Here is a 26,234-nt window from a genome sequence, read left to right as displayed (position 1 = left end):
ACCGTCCCGGCTCAAATCGTTGAAAGAAGGCGCGATGCCCGTTACGGCGTTTCGCTGCGATAGGAAGGGGCCGCCGAGATCTGCCGCCCTGCGAGCCGGGCGATCATGTCGATCACCGCGTCCCGGTCCGACGCCGCGAGGGCATTCCAGCGCTGTAGGTTCTCACTGGCGAGCATCGCATGCTGCGTGCGCCAGGAAGCATGCGACATCGCGGCGGCGATCTGCGATGCCGCAGCGGCGGGATCGGACGGCGCAATGAAGATTCCGGAGGCGCCGAGGACCTCGCGAAAAACCGGGGCATCGGGCGCGATCACCGGCAGGCCGGCATATTGCGCTTCCAGCAGCGGCAGGCCGAGGCCTTCATCGTGTGACGTGCAGATAAACAGGTCCGCGGCATCGACGATCTCGCGGACGCGTTCGGTGGTCTGATAGCCATGCAGGGTCACGCCGGGACTGGCTTCAAGCATGCGCCAGTCGTCGCCCCATCCCGGCCGCCCGACAATATCCAGCGTCGTGCCGGGAAATCCTTGGGCCCGCAGCGCGCTGACGACTTTGGCTGCCGCGACGAAGTTCTTGCGCGGCTCGACGGTGCCCAGCGACACCAGCCGCAGCGGGCGTGGCTCTGCATCGCGGCCGGGGCGTGAGGCTGATCCGAGGTTGAAGACGTTGCGCACCGGCGGACGATACAACGTGATCTCGACATCCTGCCTGCAATGCGCGGTCAACTTGCGCCTGGTGTCGGCTGAATTGGTCAGGAACCGGGGATAGTGGCGGAGCGCGAGCTTGAATGGCGCCGCCATATAGAGCCGTGCGCGGGCGTTGAGGTCGGCGCGGCGCGACAGCAGGAAGTCGTCGTGGATGTAAGGCAGCACACGGGACGCAAACGGTAGCAGCAGCGGGCTTGGCGGAAAGCCCGGGCACAGCAGGATCGAGGACGACGTTGTCAGCCGCAACGGCAGGCCAAAGGTCTGCGTCGCGACCATTTGCGCCGTGCCGTGCGAGGTCACAGGCGCCACCGCTAGCGGCGCCAGCGCGTCACGACTGAACAGTTCCAGCGTGATGCGCTCGAGCCCGGTGACGTGACGTCCCAGATGGGTGTGGTCGACATAGATCGCCATGCTTGTCCTGATCTCGGCAATTAAGCCGGAATGTGCCGTTGTCCGGCGCGAGGGCGGGAATCTGCTGCAGCTGCGCCCGATCTCGCGCCGTTCGGCAGCAGAAGCGTGATCAGGGCGATGAACTGTGCGAGCTGAATGTTCTTCGACGAAAAGCTGACGGAACTTGCGGCGATCATCAGGATCAGCAGAACGATGGCCCAGGCCGCCGTGCCCGACCGCTTGAGGATCTCGACGAAGAAGCACACCAGGCCGACCGTCAACAAGGCGGTGTGAACGATGCCGAACTGCACGGTGCTGGAGACCCAGAAATTCTCGATGCCGTAGTTCAGGCCGAGCTGTGACTGCAAGGCATTCACCCGGACCGGACTCGGACCGAGGATCAACTCATGCCAGTCGAAGTGCGACAGCAGGTTGAATGTTGCGTAGCGCGCCAGCGTGCTGCCTTTGTCCGATGAGAATCGCAGCAGCATCTTGTCGAAGATGCCGAGATTGAGCGCAGCGAAGATGCCTGCGACGGCGACGAAGAGCAGACACAGTGCGGCAATGGCCCCGAGCAGCGATGTCCGTTTGCCGCGCAGCAGTTTGAAGATCTCGATCAGGGCAAGGCAGCCCAGAACCGCGAGGACCGTCATCAGCGCGGTCCGGCCGCCGAACGCCATCAGCGAGCCCAGGCTGACCGTGATCAGCGGCAGGCGAAGCGCGATCGGCCGACAAAGCGCCGGACGCAGCACCAGGGCCAGCACATAGGCAGCAACGACGCCCGACGCCGTGAGCGGATGGCCGAGAAACGCCGAGGCCCGCCACTCGCCGAGCACGACGACGCTGCCGAGCGTCAGGGGAATCAGCCGATGACCGGAGAAATATTCATAATAGCCAAGCGCGACGTTCAGCAGGATTGTGGCGTGGATCGCCCAGACCAGCAGGCGCTTTTGACGATCCGAGATGCGCCAGATCACAAGGCACAGGATGACGGGCAGCAAGAATGTGTCGATGATGATCGTGAACGGCCGCTCGAGCACGAACATCTGCACCAGCAAAGCGAGCCAGCTGAACAGATAGACCAGCACCAGCCGGGACTGCGACAATGTCCTGTTGATCTCGCCGACCGGATCGCCGTTGCGCACAAGCAGCAGGAGCGACGCCAACACCACGGCGTAGGTTGCAGGGTGCAGCTTCTCGTAGAAACCGCCCCCGTTGGTCAGGTAATGGATTTTCCAGTTGGTCAGCATCGCCGACGACATCGCGAACATGGACACGGCCGCGAGCAACATCAGTGCGGTCACCATCGCATCCACAAGCCGGGTCGCCGCAAACGGGGCGGCACGGGCAGCCGGATCCGGCCGCCGAGGCGCGGTCGCGAAGGGGGGCGGCGATAGACGGTGTTGCCTTGCCCGGCGAAATTGCCCAGGGACCTCACCGCGCGGCGCTCGCCGCGGCAGCCGTGCCATAGGGCTTGAGATAGGCCGAACTGCGATAATAGTCATAGAATTGCAGCTTGTTGAGATCGACCCGTGTCAGCACCGTGCCGAGGATGCGGTCATGAACCGGCGCAAGCAGGTTCATCGTATGCGCCACGACCTCGCGCGGGGTTTGATCCCACGCCATCGCGAGCACGATGCGATCGGCGAGTTCGGCCAGCGCACGGCCGTCCACGAGAGGTACCAGCGGGGGAGTCGATAATGATCAGTTCATAGCGCTGGCGAAGATGGTCCATCAGATCGGTGATGCGTTCCGAGAACATCAACTCGGTGATGGTATCGTCGTCCTTGACCATCGGCGACGGCAAGATCGAGAGGCCTGTGCTCCGATCCAGAAGCAGCGCCTGTTCCAGCGATGCCTCGCCCATGGCGACCTGCAGCAATCCCACGTCGGCATTGGGACAAAGTGCGCGCGTCAGGCCGGGATTGCGGAGATCGGCATCGATCAGCAGCGTCCTGATGCCGAGGGTGGCCAGCGACAGCGCCAGATTGGCGGCGAGCGTGGTCTTGCCTTCGCTTTCGAGAGCGGAGGTCACCACCACGATCTTGATGGGATCGACACGCAACGCCCGCTGAATGGCGAGCCGGACGGCGCGGATCGCCTCGGCGAAGAATGTGCCGGGCTCCTCGATGGCGTAGCGCATCAGGGGCGGCTGCAGCGATGGCGGCAGCAGCCGTACGATGCGCGGGTCGTGGGTGTCGAGCTCACTGCGTCCGCGCTTGGCGCGGCCGGCGAGTTCGCGCACCCCGATCAGCGGCAGGGCTGCCAGCGCCGGCAGCCCGGAGATCTGCTCTGCCTGCTCCAGCGTTTTCACACGCCCGTCGAGATAGTCGATGAGAAAGGCCAGCACGGTCCCGGCACCGAGGCCCATCATCAAGGCAAGCCCGAGGATCAGCGTCGTTTTCGGCGACGACGGCCGGATCGGAATGCTTGCCTTGGTGACGACGCGGGAGTCCGGCATTTCCAGACTTTCCTGCGCTGACGCCTCCTTGTAGCGGGCCAGATAGGATTCATAGAGCGTCCGGTTGGCCTCGGCCTCGCGTTGAAGTTCATGCAGGCGAACCTGGGCCTGGCCCGACTGGCTCGATACGCCCTGCAGCTTGTCAAAACTCTCCTTCAGCGAGTTCTCCCGGGACAAAGCGATGTCATAATCATGCTTCGTACTTTGCAGGATGCGCTGGATTTCCTCGTTGATCAGCCGCTGGGTATCGGACAACTGGGCACGCGCATTGGCGACGAGCGGATGACGCGGGCCGTATTTGCTGGAAAGATCGGCGCTGTTCTTGGCGATGTCGGCGTATTGGGTGCGCAGCTTGGAGATCATTTCCGAGGAGATCACCGCGTTGATGCCGCCGGGATCGCCACCGGACTTCGCCATCTGCTGCACTTGGTCGAATTTGGCGCGTGCTTCGGCCGTTTGAACGCGTGCGGAGATCAGTTTGTTGTTGAGGTCGGTGATTTGCTGATCGTTCACGGTAACGCCCTGCGACACCGCAAGGTTATTGGCCGTACGATAGTCCTCGACCGCCTGTTCCGATGTTCCCACGCGCGACTTCAAGGCTTCGATCTGGCCGTTCAGCCAGTTCGCCGCAATGCGCGTCGCATCGTATTTGGCGCGGACCTGCTCCTCGAAATATCCTTCGGCAATCGCGTTGGCGATGGCGGCGGATTTCTGCGGCACCTCCGTGCTGACGTTGATGTCGACCAGGAAGGTCGTTCCTTGACGTGTGACTTTCATGCGGCGCTGAAGAATCTCGACGGAGCGGGATCGGGCCGTATCGGCGGGATTGGAGCCAGTTGCGGGGGAGCTGGTGCTAAACAGGTTTTTGATGGGATCGAGCAGTCCGGCCCGTGGCATGAATTCCGGATCGGTGGCCAGCTTCAGCTTGTCGACGACCCGTTGCAGGATCGCAACCGATTGGATCAGCAAGGTCTGGCTCTCGATCGTCGCGTCGTCTGTGCCGAAATTGGACAGCACCGCCTGATTGGTCTCGACCACGTTGGCGCGGCGAGGGTCAACCAGCACGGTCGATGTCGCGGTGTAGAGCGTATCGACGCTCGTCAGATAGGCCAGCGCCAGCGCCACCAGCACCACCGGAACCAGCGCGACCGTTTTCCAGCGGCGACGCAGGATGCGGGTCATCTCGCGCAGATCGACGGTCGGATTGTTCCAATCCTGAACGACTGCCGTGACCGGTTCCTCCGGCGTTCGATATATGATGTCAGAACTGCGCGGTAACATTGAGCCCCACCTGGTGTTTGTCGTAGCTGAATGCCGGGTTGTCGCTGTTGCGGTCGGAGTATCGGTGGAACACGGAAACCGAACCAAACCGGTTCACGAGATATTTGACGCGGGCATCGGAGGTAATCACCGTGTCCTTGCGGGGTTGCCCGAAGAACCGGTCGGTCTCATAGGTTCCGGCAAGCGAGAGAATGACATTGCGGCGCAATTCGTAGTCGGCTCCCAGCTGGAACGCGTTGGCCTGCACGCCGGTCGAACTGGTCGCTGACGTCTCGGTCACGATCTGTTCGGCCCTGAAGTGGACGTCGAGCAACTTGGTTGGACGCCACGTCAGCTGTGCGCGATAGGCGGGCCCCTCGATCACGCCGATCGCAGGATCACTGAAATCCTGGCGCGCATAGCCGGCGCCGATTTCGCCGGTGACGAGGTGAGTCAATCCAAAGGTGACGCCGGACAACGCTCGATAGCCTTGCGAATCCAGCGATTGCGCCGGGGTGCCGCGGATGTTTCGCTGGTTGCCCTCGACGCCGGCGAACCAGCCCAGCAGCGGCGAGAACGCATAGTCGAGCCGGCCGTGAAGCGCATAGATCTGGCCGTCGCGGCCATCCTGATTGATGATGCTGCCGTCCTGGGCCCGCGTCGTTCCGTAATCGTAGGAGTCGACGCTGATTCCGATCGACGCCGCGAGCCGGTTGAACTCCTTGCGTACGCTGACATCGCCCGATAGCAGGTTGTATGGCGTGGGCGAGATCGCGTTCGCCGGCGAACTCAGCGTCCCGACGCCCTCGTTCAGATGCGCGATCTGGAAGCTCGTCAGGATGGCAAGATCGTGAGAGACGTCGTACCAGGCGTTGCCCTTCAGGCTGGCGTTCGTCTGGTTGAGGCTCGAATTCTCGTTGTAGAGCGTTGTTGCCGTATCCAGCTTGATATCGATGCCGTGGCGCTCCCAAAGCGTATGTGCGCGCAATGACGGCGCGATGACGGCGGCGACGTCAGCGCGCTTGTAGGCGTTCGATGAGAAGACGTTGCTATCGTAGAAGGTCCCCGACATGAGCTGCGGGTTGAACATCCAGGAGCCGTAGCGAATGCCGACGGGCTCATATCCTGGCTGCTGTCGCTGCTTCACTGGCATATCCTCTGGCGGTACTTCATCACGCATATCCGGCGGTGTCAGATCGGGCAGGATGGCCGGCTCGAATACTTTTTGCGCATTCCAGGGAGCCGCAACGACTTCGAATGTGGATGGAATCACTTGGGCGCCTGCCGGCGAAGAAAGACCAAGCGCAAATGCTGCTAAGCCTGTAGCGATTCCGTGCTGGCGCCCGGACGAGACGGTCGGGCAGATCGATCTCTCGCGATCAAGCAAGGCGTCCGGGCACGTCAACGCGCGAGTCATCCATTGTCCCTGGTGAGGAAGCGATCAGGCCCACGGCCTGATCTCTTCGAAAACCCCGCGGCACCGCCAGCAGCAATGCGAGCCTGCACCGAATGCGGCGGTCAACGGAGCGATGGAATTTCTGTTCAACAGAAAGAGGCATCGTCTTGGGTAGGGTGCATCACGATCAGCGCTTCTGCGCTGCAACATCATGCACATCGTAAAGAGACGACACTATGGCAAGGTCCGCTGCCCGTCTTTGGCGGCGCTCGCGGAACTTGACGAATGCGATAGCAGATCGCCTAAAAATAGCGCTCGGGAATCCGTATGTTGTCGCCGGGGAACACGCGGACCGGCGCGTCGAGAGGGTAGACCTCTTCTGTCGCGCCGCCGGCGCGACGCAGGAACACCTTGTTTTCGTTGGCGCGATAGGTGAATCCGCCTGCGCTGGCCACAGCGTCGAGGATCGTCATGCCAATCCGATAAGGATATTCGCCACTCTTCTTGACCTCGCCGAGAATATAATAGGGACGATACAGCGCAATTTCGATGTTGACGCGCGGATCTCGCACGATCCCCTTTGCCAGCGCAGCCGCAACCGACTTCTCCAGCTGCCCGGTTGTGAGGCCCGCTGCACGAATCCGGCCTGCCAAAGGGATGGATGCGTAGCCGCTGCTATCGATCTCGTATTCGCCGGAAATGTCGGCTTCGCCATACACCTTCAGACGAATTCGGTCAGTCGGCCCAAGCCTGTAGCTGCCTGCTGCATCTCCGGATGCCTGCTTTGTCTGGGCAATGGCTGCTGTCGGGGAACTTGCGCCAGCCACAGCAAGCATGAAAAACAGGCACAAGCCCGCGACACTGAATGGCCGTTGCAACATCATGATGTCCTGCGCGAGTGATCGACCTGGATAAGGCGATTGACGAAAAGCGGATACTATTCTCGCAAAAGCGGCGAAAGCATGTGAGCGAGCGCGTCAAGCCGCTTCGGCGCTACAGGAACATGATGGCATCGCCTTCAATGGCGATGCACGTCAAGACGCCGGATCGCCATGCACCGGTATCTATGTTGATGCGGTTGCTGCGAATATCGGGATGCGGAACCGGTGTGTGACCATGCACGATATATTTGTCATGGCTGTGTGCGGCGCTGAGGAATTCATCGCGAATCCACATCATGTCGTGAGGGTCCTGCAGTTCGATCGGCACGTTGGGGCGAATGCCTGCGTGCACGAAGAAAAAGTCTCCGCAGCTGTAGCTGTTGCGGAGACACTGCAAAAACAGGTCATGCGCACGCGGAAAACGATCTTGGAACTGACGGTGCAGACTCTCCGGCCTCTGCTGATCAATTCCTGAGAGTCCGTACGAGGCGAGCGTCTGCCGAGCGCCGAGCGGCAGCCACTCCGCCAGGGCCGCGGGATCCCGCAGGAACGCTTCCAGCATGGCTTCATGATTGCCGCGAAGGCATACCGCGCGGTTTCCGACCAGTCGGGTTGCCAGCAGATCGATCACCCTGCTCGAATCCGGGCCACGGTCGATGTAATCGCCGAGATAAACCTCGGCTGAATACCGGATGGGTCTGCGGTCCAGGTCTTCATCTATCCGCGCAACGATCTCGGCGAGGAGGTCGGCGCGGCCATGAATATCACCGATGGCGTAGATGCGCGTCTGCGCCGGAAGCGAAGCGGGGAGGGGATGCGGGATTGTGGCCAAACGCTGTTTCATTGCCGGAGTGTCGTCACGGATCGCGCCTGCGGTCAATCATTCGCAGGCGGCCTCGAGTTCAATGTGCGGCCGCTGCGGTGGACGCGCAAGCAGCGAGCGGAATCAGATGTCGTTCGTTATTCGGATCTAGAAGAAGATCAGGCGGACGGCCACAATGATGACGATCCAGACGATGGCATTCGCCAGTATAAAGAGATTTCGCAGTCTGCGTCGCGAGATCTCGGATTCCGCAGGGCGGACAGGGGCCGGGCGATTCCCTGGAGGCCTAACGTCAAAAGGTTTTTTGTCCGTGAATGGCGCAATCACCACTGTGGCCGTGGTGAGGGGATCGGCCTGCTGCGTCGTCTGAGTCGTTTTAAGCTTGGCGATCATGGAGGAGCCGACGCGCGAGAGGCCTGATAAGACTAGCACAATAATTTGGAACGCTTAGCTTTTAATGAATGCCGAGGTGGAACCTGTATGGCGCCGGCGAAGCGCGTCCGCCGAGCGCAGAGGTGGCGCACGTGGGGCGCTATCGCGAATGTGCATGACTGGATCGATGTGAACGCAGCGCATTTTGCGGGCAGCAGCCGCTAAATGCTTCGACTTGCAAATCAATCATCTTATGCCGGCGTAGTTCGATGGCGCGTTGCAAACAATTAGGCAGCGACAATCGCTGCACCGCCGCAATTCGCTCATCAAGTTGCGAAACACTTCGCTAAGAATTGCTGCAGGCGTTCCAGCAGCGGTTTTGATGTTCGATCCCGTCGTCGGAATGTGGCGGCGGTCCCGCTAGACGATGGTGCGTGCTGCCGTTCTTGGCATTCCCGAGGTCCAACAGAAAGCGAGCGCAATGGTCTCCACATTCTCGATAGCCCGTTTGAATCAGGACAACACCACGCCGCGTTGGCAGCAGCGGCGTTCGATTTCGGTGCGTCCCGTTGCATACGCCGGTCATGTCAAGCATCGCATCCAGCGCCGTCTCGCGTCGGCCCGGGCGGAACCGTCCACCTCGATCGGGAAACGGGTTTTCGATGTGACGGCTGCAAGCGCTGCGCTGCTGTTCTTTGCGCCGTTGTGGATCGCGATCGCGATAGCCATCAAGGCGACGTCGCCGGGGCCTGTGCTGTTCCAGCAGTATCGTTACGGCTATCGGAACCGGTCGTTCAAGATCTACAAGTTCCGTTCCATGCGAAGCGATGCCTGCGATGCGGGAACGAAGCAGGCGGTGCAGGGCGATTCGCGGGTTACCCGCGTGGGAAAGATTCTGCGAATGACCAGCCTCGATGAAATTCCGCAGCTGATCAATGTCGTCAAGGGCGACATGTCGTTGGTCGGACCGCGGCCCCACGTTCCCGGAATGCTTGCCGCGGATGTGCCGTATGAAGATCTCGTGCCGTACTACTTCCAGCGGCATACGACGCGGCCGGGAATCACCGGTCTTGCACAGGTGAGCGGGTGCCGGGGCAGCACGGTAGAGCCAGAGCTTGCCATTGCGCGGATCGACTACGACCTCGACTACATCGAAAAATGGTCGTTGCGCATGGACATCGCCATTATCGCTCGCACCATTCGCCGCGAGTTTCTGTCGGGCAGCGCGTTCTGAACAACCGACCATGAATTCATCGTTCGCGCGCAGAGTACTCTGCGTCGCCTGAAATGACGCAGGTCAAGCGAGGGTTGGAGGCTGCCGAAAGCGCCTGCAAGCCGTTCGAATGTCTGGCAATACGAAGGGGACCAACTATGAATACCAAGCAACGAACGAAAGAATTTCTCAAGCAAAGCTTTCCGGCCGTTTGGCTGCAGTGGCATTTTGCCCGACGTCCAAAGACTGCGGAACGTGAATTGTCATACCTTGGAAAGATCGTGCCGCAGGGTGCCAGGACTGTCGACGTCGGGGCAAATTGTGGGCTTTATACACAACAGCTGGCGCGCCTTTCGAAGCAGGTCGACGCCTTCGAACCGTCGCACGACATGGCCGGACTGCTTCGCCGAACCTCGGCTGCCAATGTGACCATTCATGAAGTCGCTCTGTCGGATCAAAATGGCGAGGCGGAGTTATACATTCCGCAAGGTGAGAGAGGCTCGGTGCATGGCCTTGCGTCGCTAGAGCCGCAGCTGCAATCGTCGATCGCGCGGGTCATATCAATCAATGTGCCGAAAGCCCGCCTCGACACCGCCGTCGAAGGCGACGTCGCATTCGTGAAAATTGACGTGGAGGGCCACGAATTGAACGTGCTCCACGGCGCAACCGGCCTGATCGATCGCTGTCAGCCGGTGTTCCTCGTCGAGGCGGAGGACCGGCATCGCGCGAAGGCGACGAAATCGGTGTTCGAGTTCTTTCAGGACAGATCCTACCGAGGATTCTTTCTGAAGGACGACCAGATTATGTCGGTCGACCAGTTCAGCTCCGATCAATTGCAGGATCCGAGTGCGCTGTTGCCGAACGGCGGCCGCAAGGACGGCCGATCCTACGTCAACAATTTCTTCTTCTTCCCGCGCCATCTCGACGGCGAGTCGATCCTCGCCAGCTGATTCCGAGCCCGCCGGGTCTGCGACCATCGCCGGGCCAGACGATGAACCAACAATCAGACAGGACTTTGAATGCATATTGCCATAGTGGGCGCCGGCTATGTCGGGCTCGTCTCGGGGGCGTGCTTTGCCGACTTCGGACACAATGTCACTTGCGTCGATCATGACGAGCAGAAGATTGCCAAACTGAACGTCGGAGAGATTCCGATCCACGAGCCCGGACTGTCCGAGCTTGTCACCGCCAATATCAGGCAGGGGCGCCTGCACTTTGTCAGCGACATGAAGGCTGCCGTCGAGAATGCGGAGGTCGTGTTCATCGCCGTCGGAACGCCGTCGCGTCGCGGCGACGGCCATGCGGACCTGTCATATGTCTATGCGGCGACGCGGGAGATTGCGGGGTTTCTCTCCGACTCTGCGGTCGTGGTCACCAAGTCGACGGTGCCCGTTGGGACCGGCGATGAGGTCGAGCACATCATTCGCAGCGCGAATTCGAACAAGGATGTTGCGGTCGTCTCGAATCCCGAGTTCCTGCGGGAGGGCGCGGCCATCCGGGATTTCAAGCACCCCGATCGCATTGTCATCGGCACTGAAGACCTGCGCGCGCGAAAGGTCATGGCCGAGGTCTATCGGCCGCTTCATCTCAACGAGTCGCCGATTCTTTATACCGATCGGCGAACGGCGGAGTTGACCAAATATGCGGCCAACGCCTTTCTTGCCATGAAGGTCGCTTTCATCAACGAGATCGCCGACCTTGCGGAGAAGGTTGGCGCGAACGTGCAAGAGGTGGCGCGGGGCATCGGTCTGGACAATCAGAATCGGCCTCAAGTTCCTTCATGCGGGACCCGGCTTTGGCGGATCGTGCTTTCCCAAGGATACGCTTGCACTCATCAAAACCGGGCAGGACAACGAGGCGCCGTTGCGCATCATCGAGACGGTGGTGGCGGTCAATGACCAGCGCAAGCGTGCGATGGCCCGGAAGGTGGCCGGTGCCTTCGGCGGCAACATCCGCGGCAAGTCGATCGCCGTGCTCGGTGTCACGTTCAAGCCCAATACCGATGACATGCGGGATGCACCGTCCATCCCGTTGATCACGGCGCTTCAGGATATGGGCGCGGATGTTCGCATCTACGATCCCGTCGGCATGGATGAGGCCAGGAAGGTCTTCGAGAATGTCGCCTTCTGTGACAGCGCCTATGAATGCGCCAAGGGCAGCCATGCACTGGTGATCGTGACGGAATGGGAACAGTTCAGGGCGCTCGACCTGAAAGAGCTTGCAGCGATCATGGCCTGTCCGGTCATTGTGGATCTCCGCAATATCTATTCACCCGATGAAGTTGCGCGAAACGGTTTCCTGTATTGCGGTGTCGGTCGACCGAGCCCGCTCGCCTATTGAAGCTCAACGTGTTGGGCGCGGGGACCGATTTCGGGCAGGCAGAGCAAATGTCGCAAGAGCGAGGACGACGAAACAGCCCGGTTCGTCGTCCTACGGCAGATTGTCTCTGACGAAAATCTCGATGCGGATCCGTTCCTGATCGGGAATGATCGGCTCACCCAGGCAATGGGCGAGTAGCACGCGCGCCGCGGAGCGGGCTTCGTGGCCGGGATCCTGGTTGATGATGGCGTCGATGGTGGCATTCAGCAGGAAACGCCGCGTGTCGGCCGTCAACTCATGGGCGATCCAGACGATGTCGCGGGCGCGGCCGGAGGTCTCCAGCACCGAGGCGATGCCCTCGTTGCCGGCGCCGGCATTGTAGAGGCCGACCAGGTCGGGGTGTTCGCGCAGCAAGGCCGCGGTGAGGGAGCTGTTCTGATTGCTGTCGTCGCGGCCCTCGCCGGCGGGCAACACCACCAGGTCGGGATATTCGCCGGACAATACCTGATGGAATCCGAAATGCCGCTCGGCGTGGTCGCGCAGCGCCATCGCCCCGACAATGATTCCGACCTTGCCTTTTCGGCCGCCGAGGAAGCGGCCCATCAGCGACGCTGCGGTGCGGCCGGCGGCGGGATTGTCGACGCCGACATAATGCGCGCGCCGCGAGGAGGGCGCGTCGGAGACCAGCGTGACGACATGGACGCCGCGCGCAACGAGGTCGTCGATCGCGGCCCTCACGCGGGTATGGTCGAGTGCGACGGTGGCAACACCCTGGTAGTCCGGCGACAGCCGGTCCAGCGCTTCGGCCAGCGCATTCGGATCGAAGACGTCGACATGCATCAAGTCGATATAGCCGTTCTGGCTCGCCAGCCAGCCGGACGCGCGCTCGACCTGCGCGGACAGGTTTGACATGAAGCTGTTGGCGTTGGATGGCAGCAGGAAGGCGAAGCGGTAGCTTTCATTGCGCGCGAGCCGCATCGCTGCGGCATTGGCGCGATAGCCGAGCCTGGCGACCGCCATTTCGACGCGGGCGATGGTCCGTCCGCGGACGCCGTCGCGCCGGTTGACGACGCGGTCGGCAGTGGCCAATGACACGCCGGCCTCGCGGGCGACGTCTTCGAGCGTTGCCCTGCGGCCGGACATGCGCTGATCTTCCACGTGCTGGCCCTCCGTCGTCATCGCGCGGCCCATAGCATGCCGCGCGTCATCAGCGTTCGGATTTCCGGGACATCGAGTTCATAGGCGCGGTGGCCCAGCGATGAATAGAACACCCGGCCCTCGCCGAAGCGCTTCTTCCACACCACCGGCATGACGACCCCCTCGATCCAGGGGGCGTGATCCGCGTTGAACGTCGTGGTCGCCAGCACGTCGATGGCCGGATCGATATGCATGTAATATTGCTCTGACCTGTGTTCGAAGCTGTCGATCCCGGTCATCACCGGATCGTCGGGGCGGGTGACGTCCACCTTGTAATCGATGATATTGCCGGGATGGGCAACCCATTGCCCCCCGCACATGAACTGGTAATCGACGGAATCGCGAAACGCATCGGCCATGCCGCCGTGGTGCCCGGCCAGTCCGACGCCGCCCTTGACCGCCTCGCACAAGGCCAGCGCCTCCGGCTTCTCGATCTTCGACATGGTGTAGATGGGAACGATCAAGGACAGGTCCGTGATCGCCGGGTCGAGGAACGCCTCCGTCGAGGTCTCGATCCTGACGCTGAAACCTTCCGCCTTCAGCCAGCCCCGTATCATCGAGGCGCACAGGTCCGGATCATGGCCGGACCAGCCGCCCCATACGATCATCGCTTCACGCATCTTTCCATCCTTGTCAGTCGATCTGTCCGGTCGGCAGTCCCGGCGGCAACATCGCCGGTCTTTCGACGGTGGTTTCGAGTTTGACGCGCCGTCCTTGGTCGGACGAGATCTGGAACGCCTCCATGGCTTCCAGCACGTGCAGCGCCAATGCGCCGCTGGCGCGGTGCGGCCGGTCGTTGACGATGGCGGCCGCCATGTCGGCGACGCCGATGGAGCGGAATTCGCCCTCGGTATTGCCGTGGCTATAAGGCTGCGTTTCCCACTCGCCGCCCGTCCTGGCGACGTTGACCTCGCCGCCGAAGCGGTTGGGATCGGGGACCAGAAGGCTGCCGGCAAAACCGTAGATTTCGATCGGTGCATGCTTGTGCTTGGGCACGTCGAAACTCATGGTGATGGAGATCACCGCGCCGGAGACGAATTCGAGCGTGCCGGTGACATGGGTCGCGACCTCGACGGGAATCAGCGTGCCATTGAGCGGCTGGCTGGTGATCAGCCGTTCGAGCCGCGGCTTGGACGCGCTGCCCATCACGGAAGCGATCGGGCCCAGCAGTTGCACCAGATCGGTGATGTAATACGGCCCCATGTCGAGCATCGGGCCGCCGCCGCGCAGATAATAGAAGCCGGGCGCCGGATGCCAGCGTTCGTGGCCGGGGCAGGCGAAAATGGCGGTGCCGGCCACCGGCGTGCCTATGGCGCCGTCGTCGATCAGTTTGCGCGCCGTCTGATGGCCGCCACCAAGGAATGTGTCGGGCGCGCAGCCGACGCGCAGATTCTTCCGCGCGGCGAGATCCATCACCTTGCGGGCCTCGACCATGTCGACGCCCAGCGGCTTTTCCGAATGCACGTGCTTGCCGGCATTGAGCACTGCGAGGCTGACATCGGTATGGGCCAGCGGCACCGTCAGATTCACGACGATCTCGATATCGTCGCGCTTGAGTAGCTGGTCGACCCGCATGCCGGGCACGCCGAATTCTTTCGCTCGTGCCTCGGCGGGAGCGGCGCGCATATCGGCGACCGCGCGCAGCTCGATGTTGGCGAACTGCTTCATCGCGGTCATGTAGGCCTTGCTGATGACGCCGCAGCCGATGACGCCGATGCCGACTTTTCTCATAAGAACTCCGCTTCGAGAGGTTCGATCTTGTTGTTGTCGTAAGGCTCAGCCCTTGACCGCCCCCGCAGTGAGGCCGGCGACGATGTGCTTCTGCGCGAACAGGAACAGCACGATGGTGGGAAGGATGGTCAGGGTGACGAAGGCCAGGATCAGGTGCCATTCCGAGGAATACTCGCCCTGATACACCATGATGCCCAGCGGCCACGGATAGAGCTCGTCGCTGTTCAGCATGATGAGCGGGATCAGGTATGAGTTCCAGCTGTTGACGAAAACGATGGTGCCGACGGTGGCCAGGATCGGACGCGACAGCGGCAGCGTCACGTAGCGGAAGAAGTCGATATAGCTGCAGCCGTCGACCAGTGCCGCCTCCAGCAGCTCATAGGGAATGTCCTTGAAGAAGCGCCGCAGCAGGAGAATGCTCATGGCCAGCGCAAAGGCCACCTGCGGCAGCACGACGCCGAAATAGGAATCGAGCAGGCCGAGATCGCGCACCTCGATGAATAGCGGCAGGATCGCGGTCGCCGCCGGGAACAGCAATCCCATGGTGATGTAGCTCATCAGCATGTTGCTGCCGAAAAACCTGATCTGCGCAAACACGAAGGCGGCCATCGAGGCTGCGATCAGCGTCAGGATCACCGTCAGCGTCGAGATGATCAGGGAGTTGCCGAGCAGCTGCCAGTAGCGTTTCGACAGCAGGATGCCGCCGTAGTTCTGCCATTCCCAGGCCTGAGGCAGGCCGAACGGGTTGGTGCGCAGCTCGCCGATCGACTTGAAGCCACCGAGCACGGTGGCGATCAGCGGCGTAGCGACGAAGACCGCCACCACGGTGAGGAACAGCACCTTGCCGAGTGCGACACGGTCGAACCGGCCGTCCGAGAATGCGACCTGGTCACTCATCGCGCATCATCCAGCGTTTATAGGTAAAGGCGAAGGTGACGCAGATCAAAAACAGAATCACGCCAACGGCGCTGCCGAAGCCGACGCGCATCCGCATGACGCCGAAGGTATAGAGGAAGCTCACCATGGTATGGGACGAATCCGCCGGCCCGCCGCGGGTCAGTGGCATGATCAGGTCGAACAGCTGCAGCGAGCCGACGATGGCAAAGAACGCCGAGAGCCGGATGGTCGGGTAGAGCAAGGGAAGGACGATGTAGCGCAGGTTCTGCCAGCGCGTGGTGCCGTCGATCTGGCCGGCTTCGACCAGATTGCGGTCCATGCCCTGCAAGGCGGCGATGAACAGCATCATGTGAAAGCCGAAATACTTCCAGACCACCACGATCAGGATCGCCAGCATCGAGGTCTGCGGACTGGCCAGCAGATGCGGCGCCTCCGCGCCGAACACCCGGAAGATGGCGGCGAGCAGGCCGTAGTCGCCGTCATAGACGAAGGAGAAGATGAGTCCGGTGGCGATCTCGGCCAGGATGTAGGGCATGAAGAACAGCATGCGCAGGGCCACCGCGCCGCGAAACCTGTTCGCCAGGATCAGGGCCAGCGACAGGGCGAGCGGCAGCTGGACCAGCAGCGAGACCACGATGATCAGGATGTTGTTGCGGAAGGCGAGGCCGAAGGCGCGGCTGTCGAACACGAAGCGATAATTGTCGAGCCCGATCCAGTTCTTCGGCGTGCCAAAACCGTTCCAGTTAAATCCCGAATACCACGCGGCCTCGACCACCGGCGTCACCACGAACAGCGTGAACAGCAGCAGCGCTGGCGGCAGGAACAGCAGCGCGGCCGTGAGCTTTCCGGAGCTGGACGGCCGGCGCATGGCGAACGGGCGCATCGACGGGCCGATGGCGTGGGGATTGAGCAGGGTCATGGGGCGGGCGAGGGGAGCGTTTGCCGCATGAACTGCTCGTCGTCGCCTTGCCGGGGAAGCGGAGGGAGAGCGCCGCGTTGATGAGCTTCCCTCATATCAATTGCCCTGCTTGAACGCATCCTGGATCGCCTTGGCGGCGGCCTCAGGCGTCATGCTGCCGCCGGCGATTTCGGCGGTGACGTCGTTGACGACGCGGCCCACGGAGGGGCCGAGGCTCTGGTCGTAGAAGTTCTGATGATATTTCGACTTCGCGAGATTCTGCGCGATGGTGCGCATCAACGTACTGGCGAGGCCTTCGTCGGCGCCCTTGTAGACCGGGATCAGGAAATTTCCTGCGGCGAGCTTTTTCTGAACGTCCTGTGAGACAAAGTATTTCAGGAACGTCACGGTCTCCTTCGGGGCGCCCTTGGTGACGAGCCAGCCATTGATCCCGCCCAGCGTATCGGTGGGGGCACCCTTGCCGCCTGCCACCATCGGGAAATCGAACCAGCCAAGGTTGTCGTCGGCGATGCCCTTCTTGTCGGCCGCCAGTGCGCGTTGCGTGTGATAGCTGGTGCTGATGGCCAGCGTCATCGCCGCCTTGCCGTCGCCGAAAGCGCCGATGGCCTGCGGATTCTTGAAGCCGAGAAATCCGTTCTGGAACGGCGCGAGGTCGATCAGTTGCTTGAACAACTGTCCTGACCTGACGAAAGTGTCGCCTGCGAAGCCGCCGTTTTCGCCGCGCAAGGCGGCCTCGAAGGCGGGCTTGCCGCCGATGCGGACGGCCAGATAGGTCCAGTAGAAATGGATCGGCCATTTGTCGGCTCCGCCGACCATCAACGGCGTGACCCCGGCGGCCTTCAGCTTCTTGACGGCACCGAGCAGGTCATCCCAGGTCTTGATGCTGGCGCCGTCGACGCCGCCCTTGGCCATCAGTTCCTTGTTGTAGAGAAATCCGACCTCGGACTGCGCGAAGGGAACGCCGTAGATCTTGCCGTCCTGGGTGAAGGCACTCACCGCCGCTGGCGCCAGCTGATCCCTGGTGTCGCCGAGCGGCGCGGCGATGTCCTCGAGCACGCCGGCCTCGATCTGCGACTTCAACACGCCGCCGGCCCAGCTGTAGATGATCTGCGGCCGGTCCTTCGACTGCAGCATGCTCGGCAGCTTGGCCTTGTAGGCCTCGTTCTCGAGGAACTGCATCTCGATCTTGACGCCGGGGTTCTTGCTCTCGAAGTCGCGGGCGACGTCCTCCCAGATCTTCACCTGGTTCGGGTTCACCTCGAGATGCAGCCATCGAATGGTGGTCTGTGCCGAGGCAACACTCGCCGTCAGCATCAACAACGCCGCCGCCATAGCGGCCCGTTTCAAGTGCCTCATGCCGTCCTCCCAGGTCGCTGTTTTTGAACCGTCCATCTTTTGATGGATCGTGTTTCCTCGACGTGCTCCAGCCTAGCCATGCGAATTGAGGTGCGCAACTCATCATTTGATGTGACCCATGAACGGGATGTGATAGAGAGAGTTCAAGGGCCCACGCGCCGCGACAGGGAGAAGACAATGACAAGCGTAACCTCGGCGGGAGCGATTTATCCGGATCTGGCCAGCAAGACCGTGCTGGTCTCCGGCGGCGGCAGCGGCATTGGCGAGGCCATTGTCCGGCGTTTTGCCGCGCAAGGTTCCAGGGTCGGCTTCATCGACATCAAGGACGCCGAGTCACGCGCACTGGCCAAGGAGTTATCGGAGCAAGGCCATCGGATTCACTTCGAACAGGCTGACTTGACCGACATCGCCGCGCTGCGCGCCGCGATCGCCGGGATCCGCAGCGCGCTCGGGCCGGTCCAGATCCTCATCAACAATGCAGCGCATGACCAGCGCCACGCCGCGCTCGAAGTGACGCCGGAATTCTGGGATGACCGGATTGCCGTCAATCTCAAGCATCAGTTCTTTGCTGCGCAAGCCGTGCTGCCCGACATGATCGAGGCCAAGGCCGGATCGATCATCAATTTCGGTTCGACCTCATGGATGGTCGGGCAGGGCGGCATGGCCGCCTATACGGCGGCGAAATCCGGCGTGCTCGGATTGACCCGGTCGCTGGCGCGGGATTTCGGCCCCTACAACATCCGCGTCAACGCCATCGCGCCCGGCTGGATCATGACGCAGCGGCAGATCGATCTGTGGCTCAATCCCGAAGCCGAAGCTGAGTTGATGCGGCGACAGTGCCTCAAGCGCAAGCTGGTGCCCGACGAAATCGCGCGCGCGACATTGTTCTTCGCCTCCGACGAAGCCAGTGCATGCACCAATCAGCAATATGTCGTTGACGGAGGATGGGTGTGAGGGCGTCGACCTCCAGCCGCGCCTAGGCTTGCGTGATCAGCCCGCGCAATGCGATCTCGGCATCGTCGATGTCGCGTGTCAGCGCTTCCCTTGCCGCAGCGCCATCCTTGCGGGCCAGCGCCGCGTGCATCGCCCGATGCTCGATATTGGCGGTGTGCCAGTTGTCGGTGGTCTTGAGCAGATTGAAGTAAGGGCCAATCTGCAGCCAAAGTGACTCGATCAGCGACAGCAGGGTGTCCGAACCCGCGGCGCGGTAGATCATGAAGTGGAAATCGCGATTGGCGGGGACATAAACCTCCCTGTTCTTCTCGGACTTGGCCGTCTCCATCTGGTCGATCAGGTCGCTGAGTTCGGCAAGATCGCCCGCCGTCAGGCGTTGCGCCGCCCATTCCGTCGCGGTGCCTTCCACGGCAACGCGCACACGGCGCAAGTCGTGCAGACGCTGCAGGGTCAGCAGCGGGATGCCCACCGAGCGTCCGGTCACGACGGTCAGGGCTTTTTCTGCCACCAGGCGGTGCAGCGCTTCGCGCACCGGCATGGCGCTGACGCCGAAGGCCTCGGACAGGCTGACCACCGTCACGGTGCGGCCCGGCTCGATCCCGCCATTGAGGATCAACTCGCGCAGCCGTCCATAGACATGCTCCTGCACCGTGACCCGCGACACCGGCGAATAGCTCAATTCCTGCAATTGTTTGCGCAATAGCGCCATCAGCCCGCTTCCATTGTTTCGCGCCAGTATGTGGGATTCGCCGTCGCCATGGCAGCCAAAGCGCTCGGGCAAACCAATCGCCCACGCTTGCATCTATATTTGATTTGTGATCTTTGATCAAAAGAAAAACAGGGCGCCGAAACTGGCGATCACCAAGCAATCGCATCAGGGGAGAGAACGATGTTCAAAAGGAAGTCGCTATTAGGTGCAGCCGCGCTCGGCTTGGCCGTCACCGCCGGTCTGCCGTCTTTGGCTCATGCCGAGAAATTCAAGGTCTATCTGTCGATGAGCTTCATCGGCAACGACTGGCAGGGCGAGGCCGCCAATATGATCAAGGCCATGGCATCCTCGAAGACCTTGGCCGACAAGGTCGATCTCCAGGTCCAGGTGGCCGGCCCGAACGCCCAGAAGCAGATCCAGCAGATCAATGCGATGGTGCAGGCCGGCGCCAGGGCCATCGTGGTGTTCCCGATCTCGCCGACGGCGCTCAACACCGCGGTCAAGAATGCCTGCGAGAAGGGCATTGTTGTGATCGCCTATGACGGCGAGATCACCGAACCCTGCGCTTACAATGTCGCCATCGACCAGGTCGAAGCTGGCCGCGTTACCGCCGAATGGCTGGTCAAGAAACTCAACGGCAAGGGCAATATCGTTGCCATCACCGGCGTGCCCGGTACCTCCGTCGATACGCTGCGCACCAAGGCGGCCAAGGAAGTGTTCGCGAAATACCCGGACATCAAGATCGTCAACGAGGCGGTCGGGATGTGGAGTCAGGCGGTCGCGCGCACCGAACTATCGAAGGTGCTGGCCACCCGCAAATGGGACCAGATCGACGGATTGTGGATGCAGGTCGGTTGCTACACCGCCAACACGATGCAGGTCGAGGCCGGGATCCCGATCGACAAGCTGAAGCCCTGCGCCGGTGAAGGCTCCAATGGCGGCCGGGTCCAGATGCTGCCGGTCAACACCGAGGTCGAAGGCGCCAACGGCACCTACAAGCCGATGAACGCGCCACGCATCTCCTATGCCTCGCCGCCCTATTCTGGCGCGCTGGCCTTGAAGCTGGCGGTCGCCAAGCTCGAAGGCAAGGACATCCCGAAGAAGACGGTGCTTCCGCTTCCGCTGGTGACCAACGAGACGATCAAGCTGTGCCAGGAAGGCAGCTGGAAGGAAATGAAGGACGGCTGCAATGCCTTCAAGGCATCGATCGTCTCCAACCCGGGCTGGTTCGCCTCGATCTTCTCCAACGAGACGCCGGAGATCGGTCTCGACGCGGCGCTGGTCGGCCAGCCGGAAAACTGATCGCCTGCGGGGGCGCCACGGCGCCCCCGTTCTGCCCGTCGACTCTGCGAGGACATCCTTTTGGCTCACGACCGCATCAAGGCCGGTAGCGTCAGCGATGCGTCGATCGCCATCGCGGCCCGTAACATACGCAAGATCTACGGTCCGACTATCGCATTGAACGATGTCGGATTCGATATCCGCACCGGCGACACCCACGCGCTGCTCGGAGAAAACGGTGCCGGCAAATCGACGATGGTCAAGCTGCTGTCGGGGCTGATCCTGCCGACCACCGGCGGCCTGGTCGTCCACGGTCAACCCGTGACGCTGCGCTCGCCGCGCGCCTCCCATGCGCAGGGCATCCAGACCGCGTTTCAGGAACTGAGCCTGGTTCGCGATCTCACGGTGCTCGACAACATGTTGTTGCCCGACCCGCCGGTTGGCGCGCTGGGCCTGATCCGGCGGCGCGCGGCGCTGCGCGATGTCTGCGCGCATCTCGACGCGCTCGGTCTCGGCGACATCGATCCATCCGCAGAAATCCGCGATCTCGATCTCAACGAGCGTCAGAAGATCGAGATCGCGCGCGCCATTTTCCGCAATCCCAAAATCCTGCTGCTCGACGAGCCGACCTCGACGCTGTCGGGGCGCGACATCGACTGGCTCGGCGATATCATCGCGCGCCAGAAGGCGAGGGGCACCACCATCGTGTTCATCTCGCACCGCATGCGCGAGGTGCGCGCGTTCTGCGATCGGGTCACCGTGCTGCGGGGCGGCAAGCACGTCGCCACCGAGGCGGTGTCCGACGTCACCGACGAGGATCTGATCGGGCTGATTGCCGGCAAGGCGGATGGCCATTCCTTTCCCGCCAAGCCGCCGCGCTCGATGCTGTCGGCTGCGCCGGTTCTGGCCGTGAAAAATCTCGCCACCGACAAGCGCCTCAGCGATGTCTCCTTCGCTCTGCGCCGCGGCGAGATCCTCGGCATCGCCGGTCTTCAGGGCATGGGCCAGCTCGAATTGTTCTCGGCCCTGTTCGGCATGACCGAGAGCCAGGGCGAGATCCGCGTGGACGACCGGCCGGTGACGCTCACGTCGCCGCGCGACGCCGTCGATGCACGGATCGGCATCGGTCTGGTCCCGGAAGATCGCAAGACCGAGGCGTTGTTCCTGAAGCTCGATGGCCAGCGCAACGTCTCGCTGCCGGTGATCGACCGCTACGCGCGGTTCGGCCTTGTCGATACCGCGCGCGAGGCGGTGGACGTGGCCCGGATCTTCGCCCGGCTCGAGGTGCAGACGCGCGCGTTGTGGACCAGCGTGAGGTCGTTCTCCGGCGGCAACCAGCAGAAGATCGCGGTCGCCAAGTGGCTGTTCGCCAATAGCCGCATCCTGCTGCTGTTCGATCCGACCCGCGGCATCGACGTCGGCACCAAGAACGAGATCTATGCCCTGATGCGCGAGTTTGCTGCGGCAGGTGGATCGATCCTGTTTCACTCCACCGAGATCCCGGAGCTCGATCATCTGTGCGACCGGGTTCTCGTGCTGTACGAAGGCCGGCTCGCCGCGGACCTTGAGGGGATGCCATCAACGAAGGGGCCATCCTCCGCGCGACCCTGGGGAGCGGGCCTGCCAGCCTGAATCTGCAATGAGCACAATCACGACATTGGCGTCTCCCCGGCGCAGCGCATCGCCGGTCAAGCTCTGGATCGAGCGGCAGCGCGGCCCGCTGATCGCGGTGGTAGTGTTTGTCATCTGTCTTGCCATCGTCAAGCTGGTGAGCGGCAGCACGCTTGGCTACTACGAGATCGGCACGCTCGCTGCCGGCGGCGCCACCCTTGCCATCGCCGCGCTCGGCCAGACCCTCGTGGTGTTATCCGGCGGCTTCGACCTGTCCGCGGCCGCCGTGATCTCGCTCGTCAACGTGACGCTGGCCGGGCAGATGCAGGACAGCGTCGGGAGCATCCTGCTGTGGACCGCTGCGGGCATCGGCATCGGTGCGCTCACCGGCGCCTTCAATGGCTTCTTTATCGCGGTGCTCCGGCTGCAACCGATCGTGGTGACGCTCGCCACCATGTTCATCCTGCAGGGTGTGACTTTGCTGGTGATGGACAAGCCGGGCGGGCAGGTCCCGCCGGGCTTTGCGCAATTCCTCACCGGCGATGCCATCCCCGGTGTCCTGCCGATGCCGGTGCTGCTGCTGGCGCTGTTGATGGTGCTTTGGCTGGCACTGAAGAACACGCTGTTCGGCAAGGCCATTCGCGCCGTGGGATCGGACCGGGAAGCCGCGCGCGCGTCGGGCCTCAGCGTGCCGCTGCACGAGTTCTTCACCTATGTGCTGGCCGGCGGCCTCTATGGCCTCGCCGGCGTCTTCATCAGCGCGCAGACCGGCTCGGGCGACCCGCTGGTCGGCAATCCGATGCTGTTGCAGATGTTCACTGCGGTGGTGCTGGGCGGCACGTTGCTCGGTGGTGGCCGCGGCGGTCTGATTGGCACGGTGTTCGGTGCCTATGTGCTGATGCTGGTCGTGAACATCCTGCTCGTGCTCAACGTGCCGGCCTTCTATTCCTCCATCGTCGAGGGGACGATCCTGATCCTCGCCGTGCTGGCGTCCTCGTTCACACGGACGTCGGTGCTCGCCACCACGCTGCGCACCATCGTGCGGCGGTCGCGCGCTCGTCGCGCGGGAATGCTGCCGCGCCAGCTCGATCTGCCGTCGATGCGGCTGGCACTGCCGATGCCGCCTGCGGCTTTCGCGGCTCCCGCGTTCTGGCGCGCCAACGCCGAGGTGCTGCGCACCAGCCTGCCGGCCTATGTCTGTTTCATCATCGTTCTGGTCGTCACCCAGTTGGTGCTGGGGAATGCGGTGTTCTCCTGGGCGTTTTACGACTCGCTCATGGTGCTCGGCTGTTTCCTGGCGATCCTCGCACTTGGTCAGGGCACCGTGATCCTCACCGGCGGCCTCGATCTGTCGCTGCCATGGGCCATCGGCCTGTGCGGCATTCTCTGCGCCGGACTGCTGAAGGGGGCGGACGCCGCCTTGATCTACGCGGTGCCGGTTGTGCTCGGTGTCGGCGCGTTGATCGGACTCGTCAACGGACTGGGGATCGTCGCGCTCGGCCTGTCGCCGATCGTCATGACGCTGGCGATGAACGGCATCCTGCAGGGCATCGGGCTGGTCTATTCGGGCGGCACGCCGGACGGCTTTGCGTCGCCGGCCTTGCGCTGGTTCATGACCGGGCGGATCGCGGGTGTGACGCCCGTCGTGCCGTTCCTGATCCTCTTCGTCGCCGGCGCCGCCGTGCTGCTGGGCCGCACCGTGTTCGGTCGCCGCGTCTATGCGATCGGCAACGGCGAGCGTCCGGCAGAACTCTCCGGCGTGCCGGTCAAGGCGACCCTCGTCTGGGTCTACATTCTGTCCGGCGTGTGCTCAGCTTTGGTCGGTATCCTGCTGTCGGGCTTCTCCGGGCAGGGCAGCCTCGGCATGGGCGACGAATATCTGTTGCCGTCCATCGCCGTCGTGGTGGTCGGCGGCGCGCTGATCACCGGCGGGCGCGGCAGCTTTCTCGGCATGATCGGCGGCGTGGTTTTGCTCACGGCGCTGCAGACGCTGCTGTCCGGAACCACGCTGCCCTATGCGACCCGTGCGATACTCTATGGCGTGGTTGTGCTCGGCGCGGTCATCGCATTGCGGGAAAAATCGAGTTGAGAAAAGCGACAAGAAAGAACGGGAGGACGTGATGCGAATCGAAGTTCTGGTGGACGTCAAGACGACGCTCGGTGAAGGACCGCTCTGGGATGTCGAACAGCAGCGGCTGTACTGGATCGACTCCTTCGATGGCCGCGTGTTTCGCGCCACTGCGGACGGCCGCGAGTTGCGCGCCTGGGACGTGCCGCAGAAGATCGGCTCGATGGCGATCCGCAAGGACGGCAATAGTGCGGTGGTGTCGCTGCAGCGCGGCTTCCATCTGCTCGATTTCAAGACCGGAAACGTCACCCTGGTGCACGATCCGGAACCGGATCTGCCGTCCAACCGGCTCAATGACGGCAAGGTCGACAAGCGCGGCCGCTTCGTTGCCGGCTCGATGGACACCAGCGAGGAAGCTGCGCGTGGCAGCCTCTACAGCCTGTCTACCGACCTCAAGGTCACAAAGCTCGAAAGCAACATCATCTGCTCCAACGGGCCCTGCTGGAGTCCGGATGGGCGCATCTTCTATTTCCAGGATACATGGTCCGGCGAGATCTGGGCCTACGACTACGACCAGGAGACCGGCGCGGTGTCGAACCGGCGTACCTTCGCCAAGGTGGATACATCGAAGGGCGGCGCTGCGGACGGCTCCACCGTGGATGCCGAAGGCTATCTGTGGACCGCGCTGGTCTATGATGGCCGGCTGGTGCGCTATGCGCCGGACGGATCGATCGACCGCATCATCGATATGCCGGTGAAGAAGATCACCAGCGTGATGTTCGGCGGGCCGAATCTCGACATTCTGTTCGTGACATCGATGGCGCGGCAACCGCTGCCGCGCTTTCCGGGCGACGGCGTGCTGCGCGGCAGCCTGTTCGCGATCTACGATCTCGGCATCAAGGGCCTGCCTGAACCTCGTTTCGGCGGCTGAGTTGCTGTCGCATACCCGCTGCAGCCCCTTCAGGCTGCACGGGCGTTGTTGCCGACGATGACGCGGTCACGCACTGCGCTTCGCACCCGCCCCTGCGAACCAGCTGGTCCGCCAGGCCAGCTGGAGCGCAAGGCCAGCGATCGCGCCAAATGCGAATCCGGCCAGGTGGCCTGGCTTTATCGTGGCGTGGCCGCTGACCAGCAGGTCGAGGCCTGCGCCGATGGCAACCGCGACAACGGCGATCCACCACCACACTGAACGGACGGCGCCCGTCGCCAGGACCAGGCCGCACAGCGCCAGATAGGCCTGCGATGCACCCGAAATATAGGCATCCGGCAGCGCGTAAACGGTGACCAACTGGGCCAACGTACCGCCGGCCAGACCCAGCGATACCGCGGTCCACCGCCCGAAGCGGACCTCGGCGAACTGACCGACGCCGGCGATCACGAGCGCATTGAACAGCATATGCAGGAATTTGACGTGCAGCCATTGCGAGGCGACAAGCCGACACGCTTCGGATGCAGCAAAATCACCGCCCTTCAGTGTCCCGAACGCTACCAGAGCCTGCGACGTCTGCTGCGCCCATAGCGGTTGCTGCAAGCGGATGGAAACACAAATCCACACCAGCACAATACTGGCGGCCCAGATCCACGAGACGGGGATGCGCCGCAGTGCGAACTGCATGGTCGTTGAATTCTCCTACGTCCGTTCGATCGTTTCAATCGCCGGATGATTCATCGACAATCCCGATCACATCG

At 62.5% G+C, this 26,234-nt stretch carries 23 protein-coding genes and 1 pseudogene; 8 read left to right on the top strand and 16 right to left on the bottom strand.

The genetic code is table 11. The features are described from left to right. Nucleotides 1-41 precede the first annotated feature (41 nt). The 8 genes from ONR75_RS21495 to ONR75_RS21460 form a co-directional block, all read right to left on the bottom strand. Complete coding sequence (locus tag ONR75_RS21495; protein ID WP_265079038.1) at nucleotides 42-1,118, bottom strand: glycosyltransferase; 1,077 nt, start codon at nucleotides 1,116-1,118, stop codon at nucleotides 42-44. A gap of 20 nt (nucleotides 1,119-1,138) precedes the next feature. Next, on the bottom strand, nucleotides 1,139-2,404 hold the full coding sequence (locus tag ONR75_RS21490; RefSeq protein ID WP_265079037.1) for a VpsF family polysaccharide biosynthesis protein: 1,266 nt from the start codon (nucleotides 2,402-2,404) through the stop codon (nucleotides 1,139-1,141). 127 nt (nucleotides 2,405-2,531) lie between these two features. Then, nucleotides 2,532-2,681, bottom strand: a complete 150-nt coding sequence (locus ONR75_RS21485) for a hypothetical protein (RefSeq protein ID WP_265079036.1) — start codon at nucleotides 2,679-2,681, stop codon at nucleotides 2,532-2,534. After that, entirely contained in the window at nucleotides 2,656-4,740 is a 2,085-nt protein-coding gene (locus ONR75_RS21480; protein ID WP_265079035.1) for a GumC family protein, read from the bottom strand. Before ONR75_RS21480 ends, ONR75_RS21485 begins: the two co-directional genes overlap by 26 nt. Nucleotides 4,741-4,819: 79 nt before the next feature. After that, complete coding sequence (locus ONR75_RS21475) at nucleotides 4,820-5,965, bottom strand: outer membrane beta-barrel protein (protein ID WP_265079034.1); 1,146 nt, start codon at nucleotides 5,963-5,965, stop codon at nucleotides 4,820-4,822. Nucleotides 5,966-6,516: 551 nt separating this feature from the next. Beyond that, entirely contained in the window at nucleotides 6,517-7,098 is a 582-nt protein-coding gene (locus ONR75_RS21470) for a polysaccharide biosynthesis/export family protein (protein ID WP_265079033.1), read from the bottom strand. A 109-nt stretch (nucleotides 7,099-7,207) separates the two neighbouring features. Beyond that, nucleotides 7,208-7,939 carry a metallophosphoesterase family protein gene (locus tag ONR75_RS21465; protein WP_265079032.1) on the bottom strand — a complete coding sequence of 244 codons (732 nt, stop codon included), beginning with the start codon at nucleotides 7,937-7,939 and terminating at the stop codon, nucleotides 7,208-7,210. Between the two features lie 126 nt (nucleotides 7,940-8,065). Continuing rightward, entirely contained in the window at nucleotides 8,066-8,311 is a 246-nt protein-coding gene (locus ONR75_RS21460; RefSeq protein ID WP_265079031.1) for a hypothetical protein, read from the bottom strand. A 406-nt stretch (nucleotides 8,312-8,717) separates the two neighbouring features. Between ONR75_RS21460 and ONR75_RS21455 the strand changes: the two genes are divergently transcribed. From ONR75_RS21455 to ONR75_RS21445, 3 genes and pseudogenes are all read left to right on the top strand, one after another. Beyond that, nucleotides 8,718-9,524 (top strand): sugar transferase, encoded by an 807-nt coding sequence (locus ONR75_RS21455; protein ID WP_265079030.1) that lies wholly within the window; start codon nucleotides 8,718-8,720, stop codon nucleotides 9,522-9,524. Nucleotides 9,525-9,577: 53 nt separating this feature from the next. Further along, the gene (locus ONR75_RS21450) at nucleotides 9,578-10,453 is read left to right on the top strand and encodes an FkbM family methyltransferase (RefSeq protein WP_265079029.1); all 876 of its coding nucleotides are present in this window, start codon (nucleotides 9,578-9,580) and stop codon (nucleotides 10,451-10,453) included. A 69-nt stretch (nucleotides 10,454-10,522) separates the two neighbouring features. Next, nucleotides 10,523-11,843, top strand: a pseudogene (locus tag ONR75_RS21445) (UDP-glucose dehydrogenase family protein). A 90-nt stretch (nucleotides 11,844-11,933) separates the two neighbouring features. On the opposite strand, the gene ONR75_RS21440 reads toward ONR75_RS21445, so the two are convergent. The 6 genes from ONR75_RS21440 to ONR75_RS21415 all read right to left on the bottom strand — a co-directional run bounded on the left by ONR75_RS21440 (nucleotide 11,934) and on the right by ONR75_RS21415 (nucleotide 17,922). Then, nucleotides 11,934-12,965 (bottom strand): LacI family DNA-binding transcriptional regulator, encoded by a 1,032-nt coding sequence (locus ONR75_RS21440; RefSeq protein ID WP_265083757.1) that lies wholly within the window; start codon nucleotides 12,963-12,965, stop codon nucleotides 11,934-11,936. Nucleotides 12,966-12,997: 32 nt separating this feature from the next. Further along, nucleotides 12,998-13,639, bottom strand: coding sequence for a ThuA domain-containing protein (locus ONR75_RS21435; RefSeq protein WP_265079028.1), 642 nt, complete (start codon nucleotides 13,637-13,639; stop codon nucleotides 12,998-13,000). A 13-nt stretch (nucleotides 13,640-13,652) separates the two neighbouring features. After that, entirely contained in the window at nucleotides 13,653-14,750 is a 1,098-nt protein-coding gene (locus ONR75_RS21430; protein WP_265079027.1) for a Gfo/Idh/MocA family protein, read from the bottom strand. Between the two features lie 45 nt (nucleotides 14,751-14,795). Continuing rightward, the gene (locus ONR75_RS21425) at nucleotides 14,796-15,647 is read right to left on the bottom strand and encodes a carbohydrate ABC transporter permease (RefSeq protein WP_265079026.1); all 852 of its coding nucleotides are present in this window, start codon (nucleotides 15,645-15,647) and stop codon (nucleotides 14,796-14,798) included. Then, nucleotides 15,640-16,566, bottom strand: a complete 927-nt coding sequence (locus ONR75_RS21420) for a carbohydrate ABC transporter permease (protein WP_265079025.1) — start codon at nucleotides 16,564-16,566, stop codon at nucleotides 15,640-15,642. The genes ONR75_RS21425 and ONR75_RS21420 overlap by 8 nt, the downstream gene beginning before the upstream one ends. A gap of 96 nt (nucleotides 16,567-16,662) precedes the next feature. Next, nucleotides 16,663-17,922 carry an extracellular solute-binding protein gene (locus ONR75_RS21415; RefSeq protein WP_265079024.1) on the bottom strand — a complete coding sequence of 420 codons (1,260 nt, stop codon included), beginning with the start codon at nucleotides 17,920-17,922 and terminating at the stop codon, nucleotides 16,663-16,665. 177 nt (nucleotides 17,923-18,099) lie between these two features. Here ONR75_RS21415 and ONR75_RS21410 point away from each other — a divergent pair, with 177 nt between their 5' ends. Beyond that, nucleotides 18,100-18,876, top strand: coding sequence for an SDR family NAD(P)-dependent oxidoreductase (locus ONR75_RS21410; RefSeq protein WP_265079023.1), 777 nt, complete (start codon nucleotides 18,100-18,102; stop codon nucleotides 18,874-18,876). Between the two features lie 22 nt (nucleotides 18,877-18,898). Here the strand turns inward: ONR75_RS21410 and ONR75_RS21405 are convergent, their stop codons facing one another. Then, entirely contained in the window at nucleotides 18,899-19,585 is a 687-nt protein-coding gene (locus ONR75_RS21405; protein WP_265079022.1) for a GntR family transcriptional regulator, read from the bottom strand. 180 nt (nucleotides 19,586-19,765) lie between these two features. On the opposite strand from ONR75_RS21405, the gene ONR75_RS21400 reads away from it, so the two are divergent. Genes ONR75_RS21400 through ONR75_RS21385 form a run of 4 tightly spaced genes read left to right on the top strand, consistent with a single transcriptional unit; the run spans nucleotide 19,766 to nucleotide 25,476 of the window. Next, on the top strand, nucleotides 19,766-20,887 hold the full coding sequence (locus ONR75_RS21400) for a sugar ABC transporter substrate-binding protein (protein WP_265079021.1): 1,122 nt from the start codon (nucleotides 19,766-19,768) through the stop codon (nucleotides 20,885-20,887). 60 nt (nucleotides 20,888-20,947) lie between these two features. Continuing rightward, nucleotides 20,948-22,498 carry a sugar ABC transporter ATP-binding protein gene (locus tag ONR75_RS21395; RefSeq protein ID WP_265079020.1) on the top strand — a complete coding sequence of 517 codons (1,551 nt, stop codon included), beginning with the start codon at nucleotides 20,948-20,950 and terminating at the stop codon, nucleotides 22,496-22,498. Nucleotides 22,499-22,505: 7 nt separating this feature from the next. After that, a complete protein-coding gene (locus ONR75_RS21390; RefSeq protein ID WP_265079019.1) occupies nucleotides 22,506-24,566 on the top strand; it encodes an ABC transporter permease in 2,061 nt (686 codons plus the stop codon). 31 nt (nucleotides 24,567-24,597) lie between these two features. Further along, entirely contained in the window at nucleotides 24,598-25,476 is an 879-nt protein-coding gene (locus ONR75_RS21385) for an SMP-30/gluconolactonase/LRE family protein (protein ID WP_265079018.1), read from the top strand. Between the two features lie 66 nt (nucleotides 25,477-25,542). Here the strand turns inward: ONR75_RS21385 and ONR75_RS21380 are convergent, their stop codons facing one another. Continuing rightward, a complete protein-coding gene (locus tag ONR75_RS21380) occupies nucleotides 25,543-26,160 on the bottom strand; it encodes a rhomboid family intramembrane serine protease (RefSeq protein ID WP_265079017.1) in 618 nt (205 codons plus the stop codon). Nucleotides 26,161-26,234: the final 74 nt, after the last annotated feature.

It is taken from the genome of Rhodopseudomonas sp. P2A-2r (genome assembly GCF_026015985.1).
Classification (GTDB): Bacteria; Pseudomonadota; Alphaproteobacteria; order Rhizobiales; family Xanthobacteraceae; genus Tardiphaga.
The sequence above is the reverse complement of the archived record's forward strand: the minus strand, read 5'-3'. Positions and strand labels throughout refer to the sequence as shown.

Coding starts and splice junctions, on each gene's coding strand:
- ONR75_RS21435 (WP_265079028.1), bottom strand. CDS start 13,639: ATGCGTGAAGCGATGATCGTATGGGGCGGCTGGTCCGGCCATGATCCG.
- ONR75_RS21490 (WP_265079037.1), bottom strand. CDS start 2,404: ATGGTGACCGCACTGATGTTGCTCGCGGCCGTGTCCATGTTCGCGATG.
- ONR75_RS21385 (WP_265079018.1), top strand. CDS start 24,598: ATGCGAATCGAAGTTCTGGTGGACGTCAAGACGACGCTCGGTGAAGGA.
- ONR75_RS21380 (WP_265079017.1), bottom strand. CDS start 26,160: ATGCAGTTCGCACTGCGGCGCATCCCCGTCTCGTGGATCTGGGCCGCC.
- ONR75_RS21460 (WP_265079031.1), bottom strand. CDS start 8,311: ATGATCGCCAAGCTTAAAACGACTCAGACGACGCAGCAGGCCGATCCC.
- ONR75_RS21485 (WP_265079036.1), bottom strand. CDS start 2,681: ATGAACCTGCTTGCGCCGGTTCATGACCGCATCCTCGGCACGGTGCTG.
- ONR75_RS21390 (WP_265079019.1), top strand. CDS start 22,506: ATGAGCACAATCACGACATTGGCGTCTCCCCGGCGCAGCGCATCGCCG.
- ONR75_RS21495 (WP_265079038.1), bottom strand. CDS start 1,118: ATGGCGATCTATGTCGACCACACCCATCTGGGACGTCACGTCACCGGG.
- ONR75_RS21465 (WP_265079032.1), bottom strand. CDS start 7,939: ATGAAACAGCGTTTGGCCACAATCCCGCATCCCCTCCCCGCTTCGCTT.
- ONR75_RS21405 (WP_265079022.1), bottom strand. CDS start 19,585: ATGGCGCTATTGCGCAAACAATTGCAGGAATTGAGCTATTCGCCGGTG.
- ONR75_RS21410 (WP_265079023.1), top strand. CDS start 18,100: ATGACAAGCGTAACCTCGGCGGGAGCGATTTATCCGGATCTGGCCAGC.
- ONR75_RS21425 (WP_265079026.1), bottom strand. CDS start 15,647: ATGAGTGACCAGGTCGCATTCTCGGACGGCCGGTTCGACCGTGTCGCA.
- ONR75_RS21430 (WP_265079027.1), bottom strand. CDS start 14,750: ATGAGAAAAGTCGGCATCGGCGTCATCGGCTGCGGCGTCATCAGCAAG.
- ONR75_RS21400 (WP_265079021.1), top strand. CDS start 19,766: ATGTTCAAAAGGAAGTCGCTATTAGGTGCAGCCGCGCTCGGCTTGGCC.
- ONR75_RS21440 (WP_265083757.1), bottom strand. CDS start 12,965: ATGTCCGGCCGCAGGGCAACGCTCGAAGACGTCGCCCGCGAGGCCGGC.
- ONR75_RS21450 (WP_265079029.1), top strand. CDS start 9,578: ATGACGCAGGTCAAGCGAGGGTTGGAGGCTGCCGAAAGCGCCTGCAAG.
- ONR75_RS21470 (WP_265079033.1), bottom strand. CDS start 7,098: ATGATGTTGCAACGGCCATTCAGTGTCGCGGGCTTGTGCCTGTTTTTC.
- ONR75_RS21415 (WP_265079024.1), bottom strand. CDS start 17,922: ATGAGGCACTTGAAACGGGCCGCTATGGCGGCGGCGTTGTTGATGCTG.
- ONR75_RS21480 (WP_265079035.1), bottom strand. CDS start 4,740: ATGACCCGCATCCTGCGTCGCCGCTGGAAAACGGTCGCGCTGGTTCCG.
- ONR75_RS21420 (WP_265079025.1), bottom strand. CDS start 16,566: ATGACCCTGCTCAATCCCCACGCCATCGGCCCGTCGATGCGCCCGTTC.
- ONR75_RS21455 (WP_265079030.1), top strand. CDS start 8,718: ATGGTGCGTGCTGCCGTTCTTGGCATTCCCGAGGTCCAACAGAAAGCG.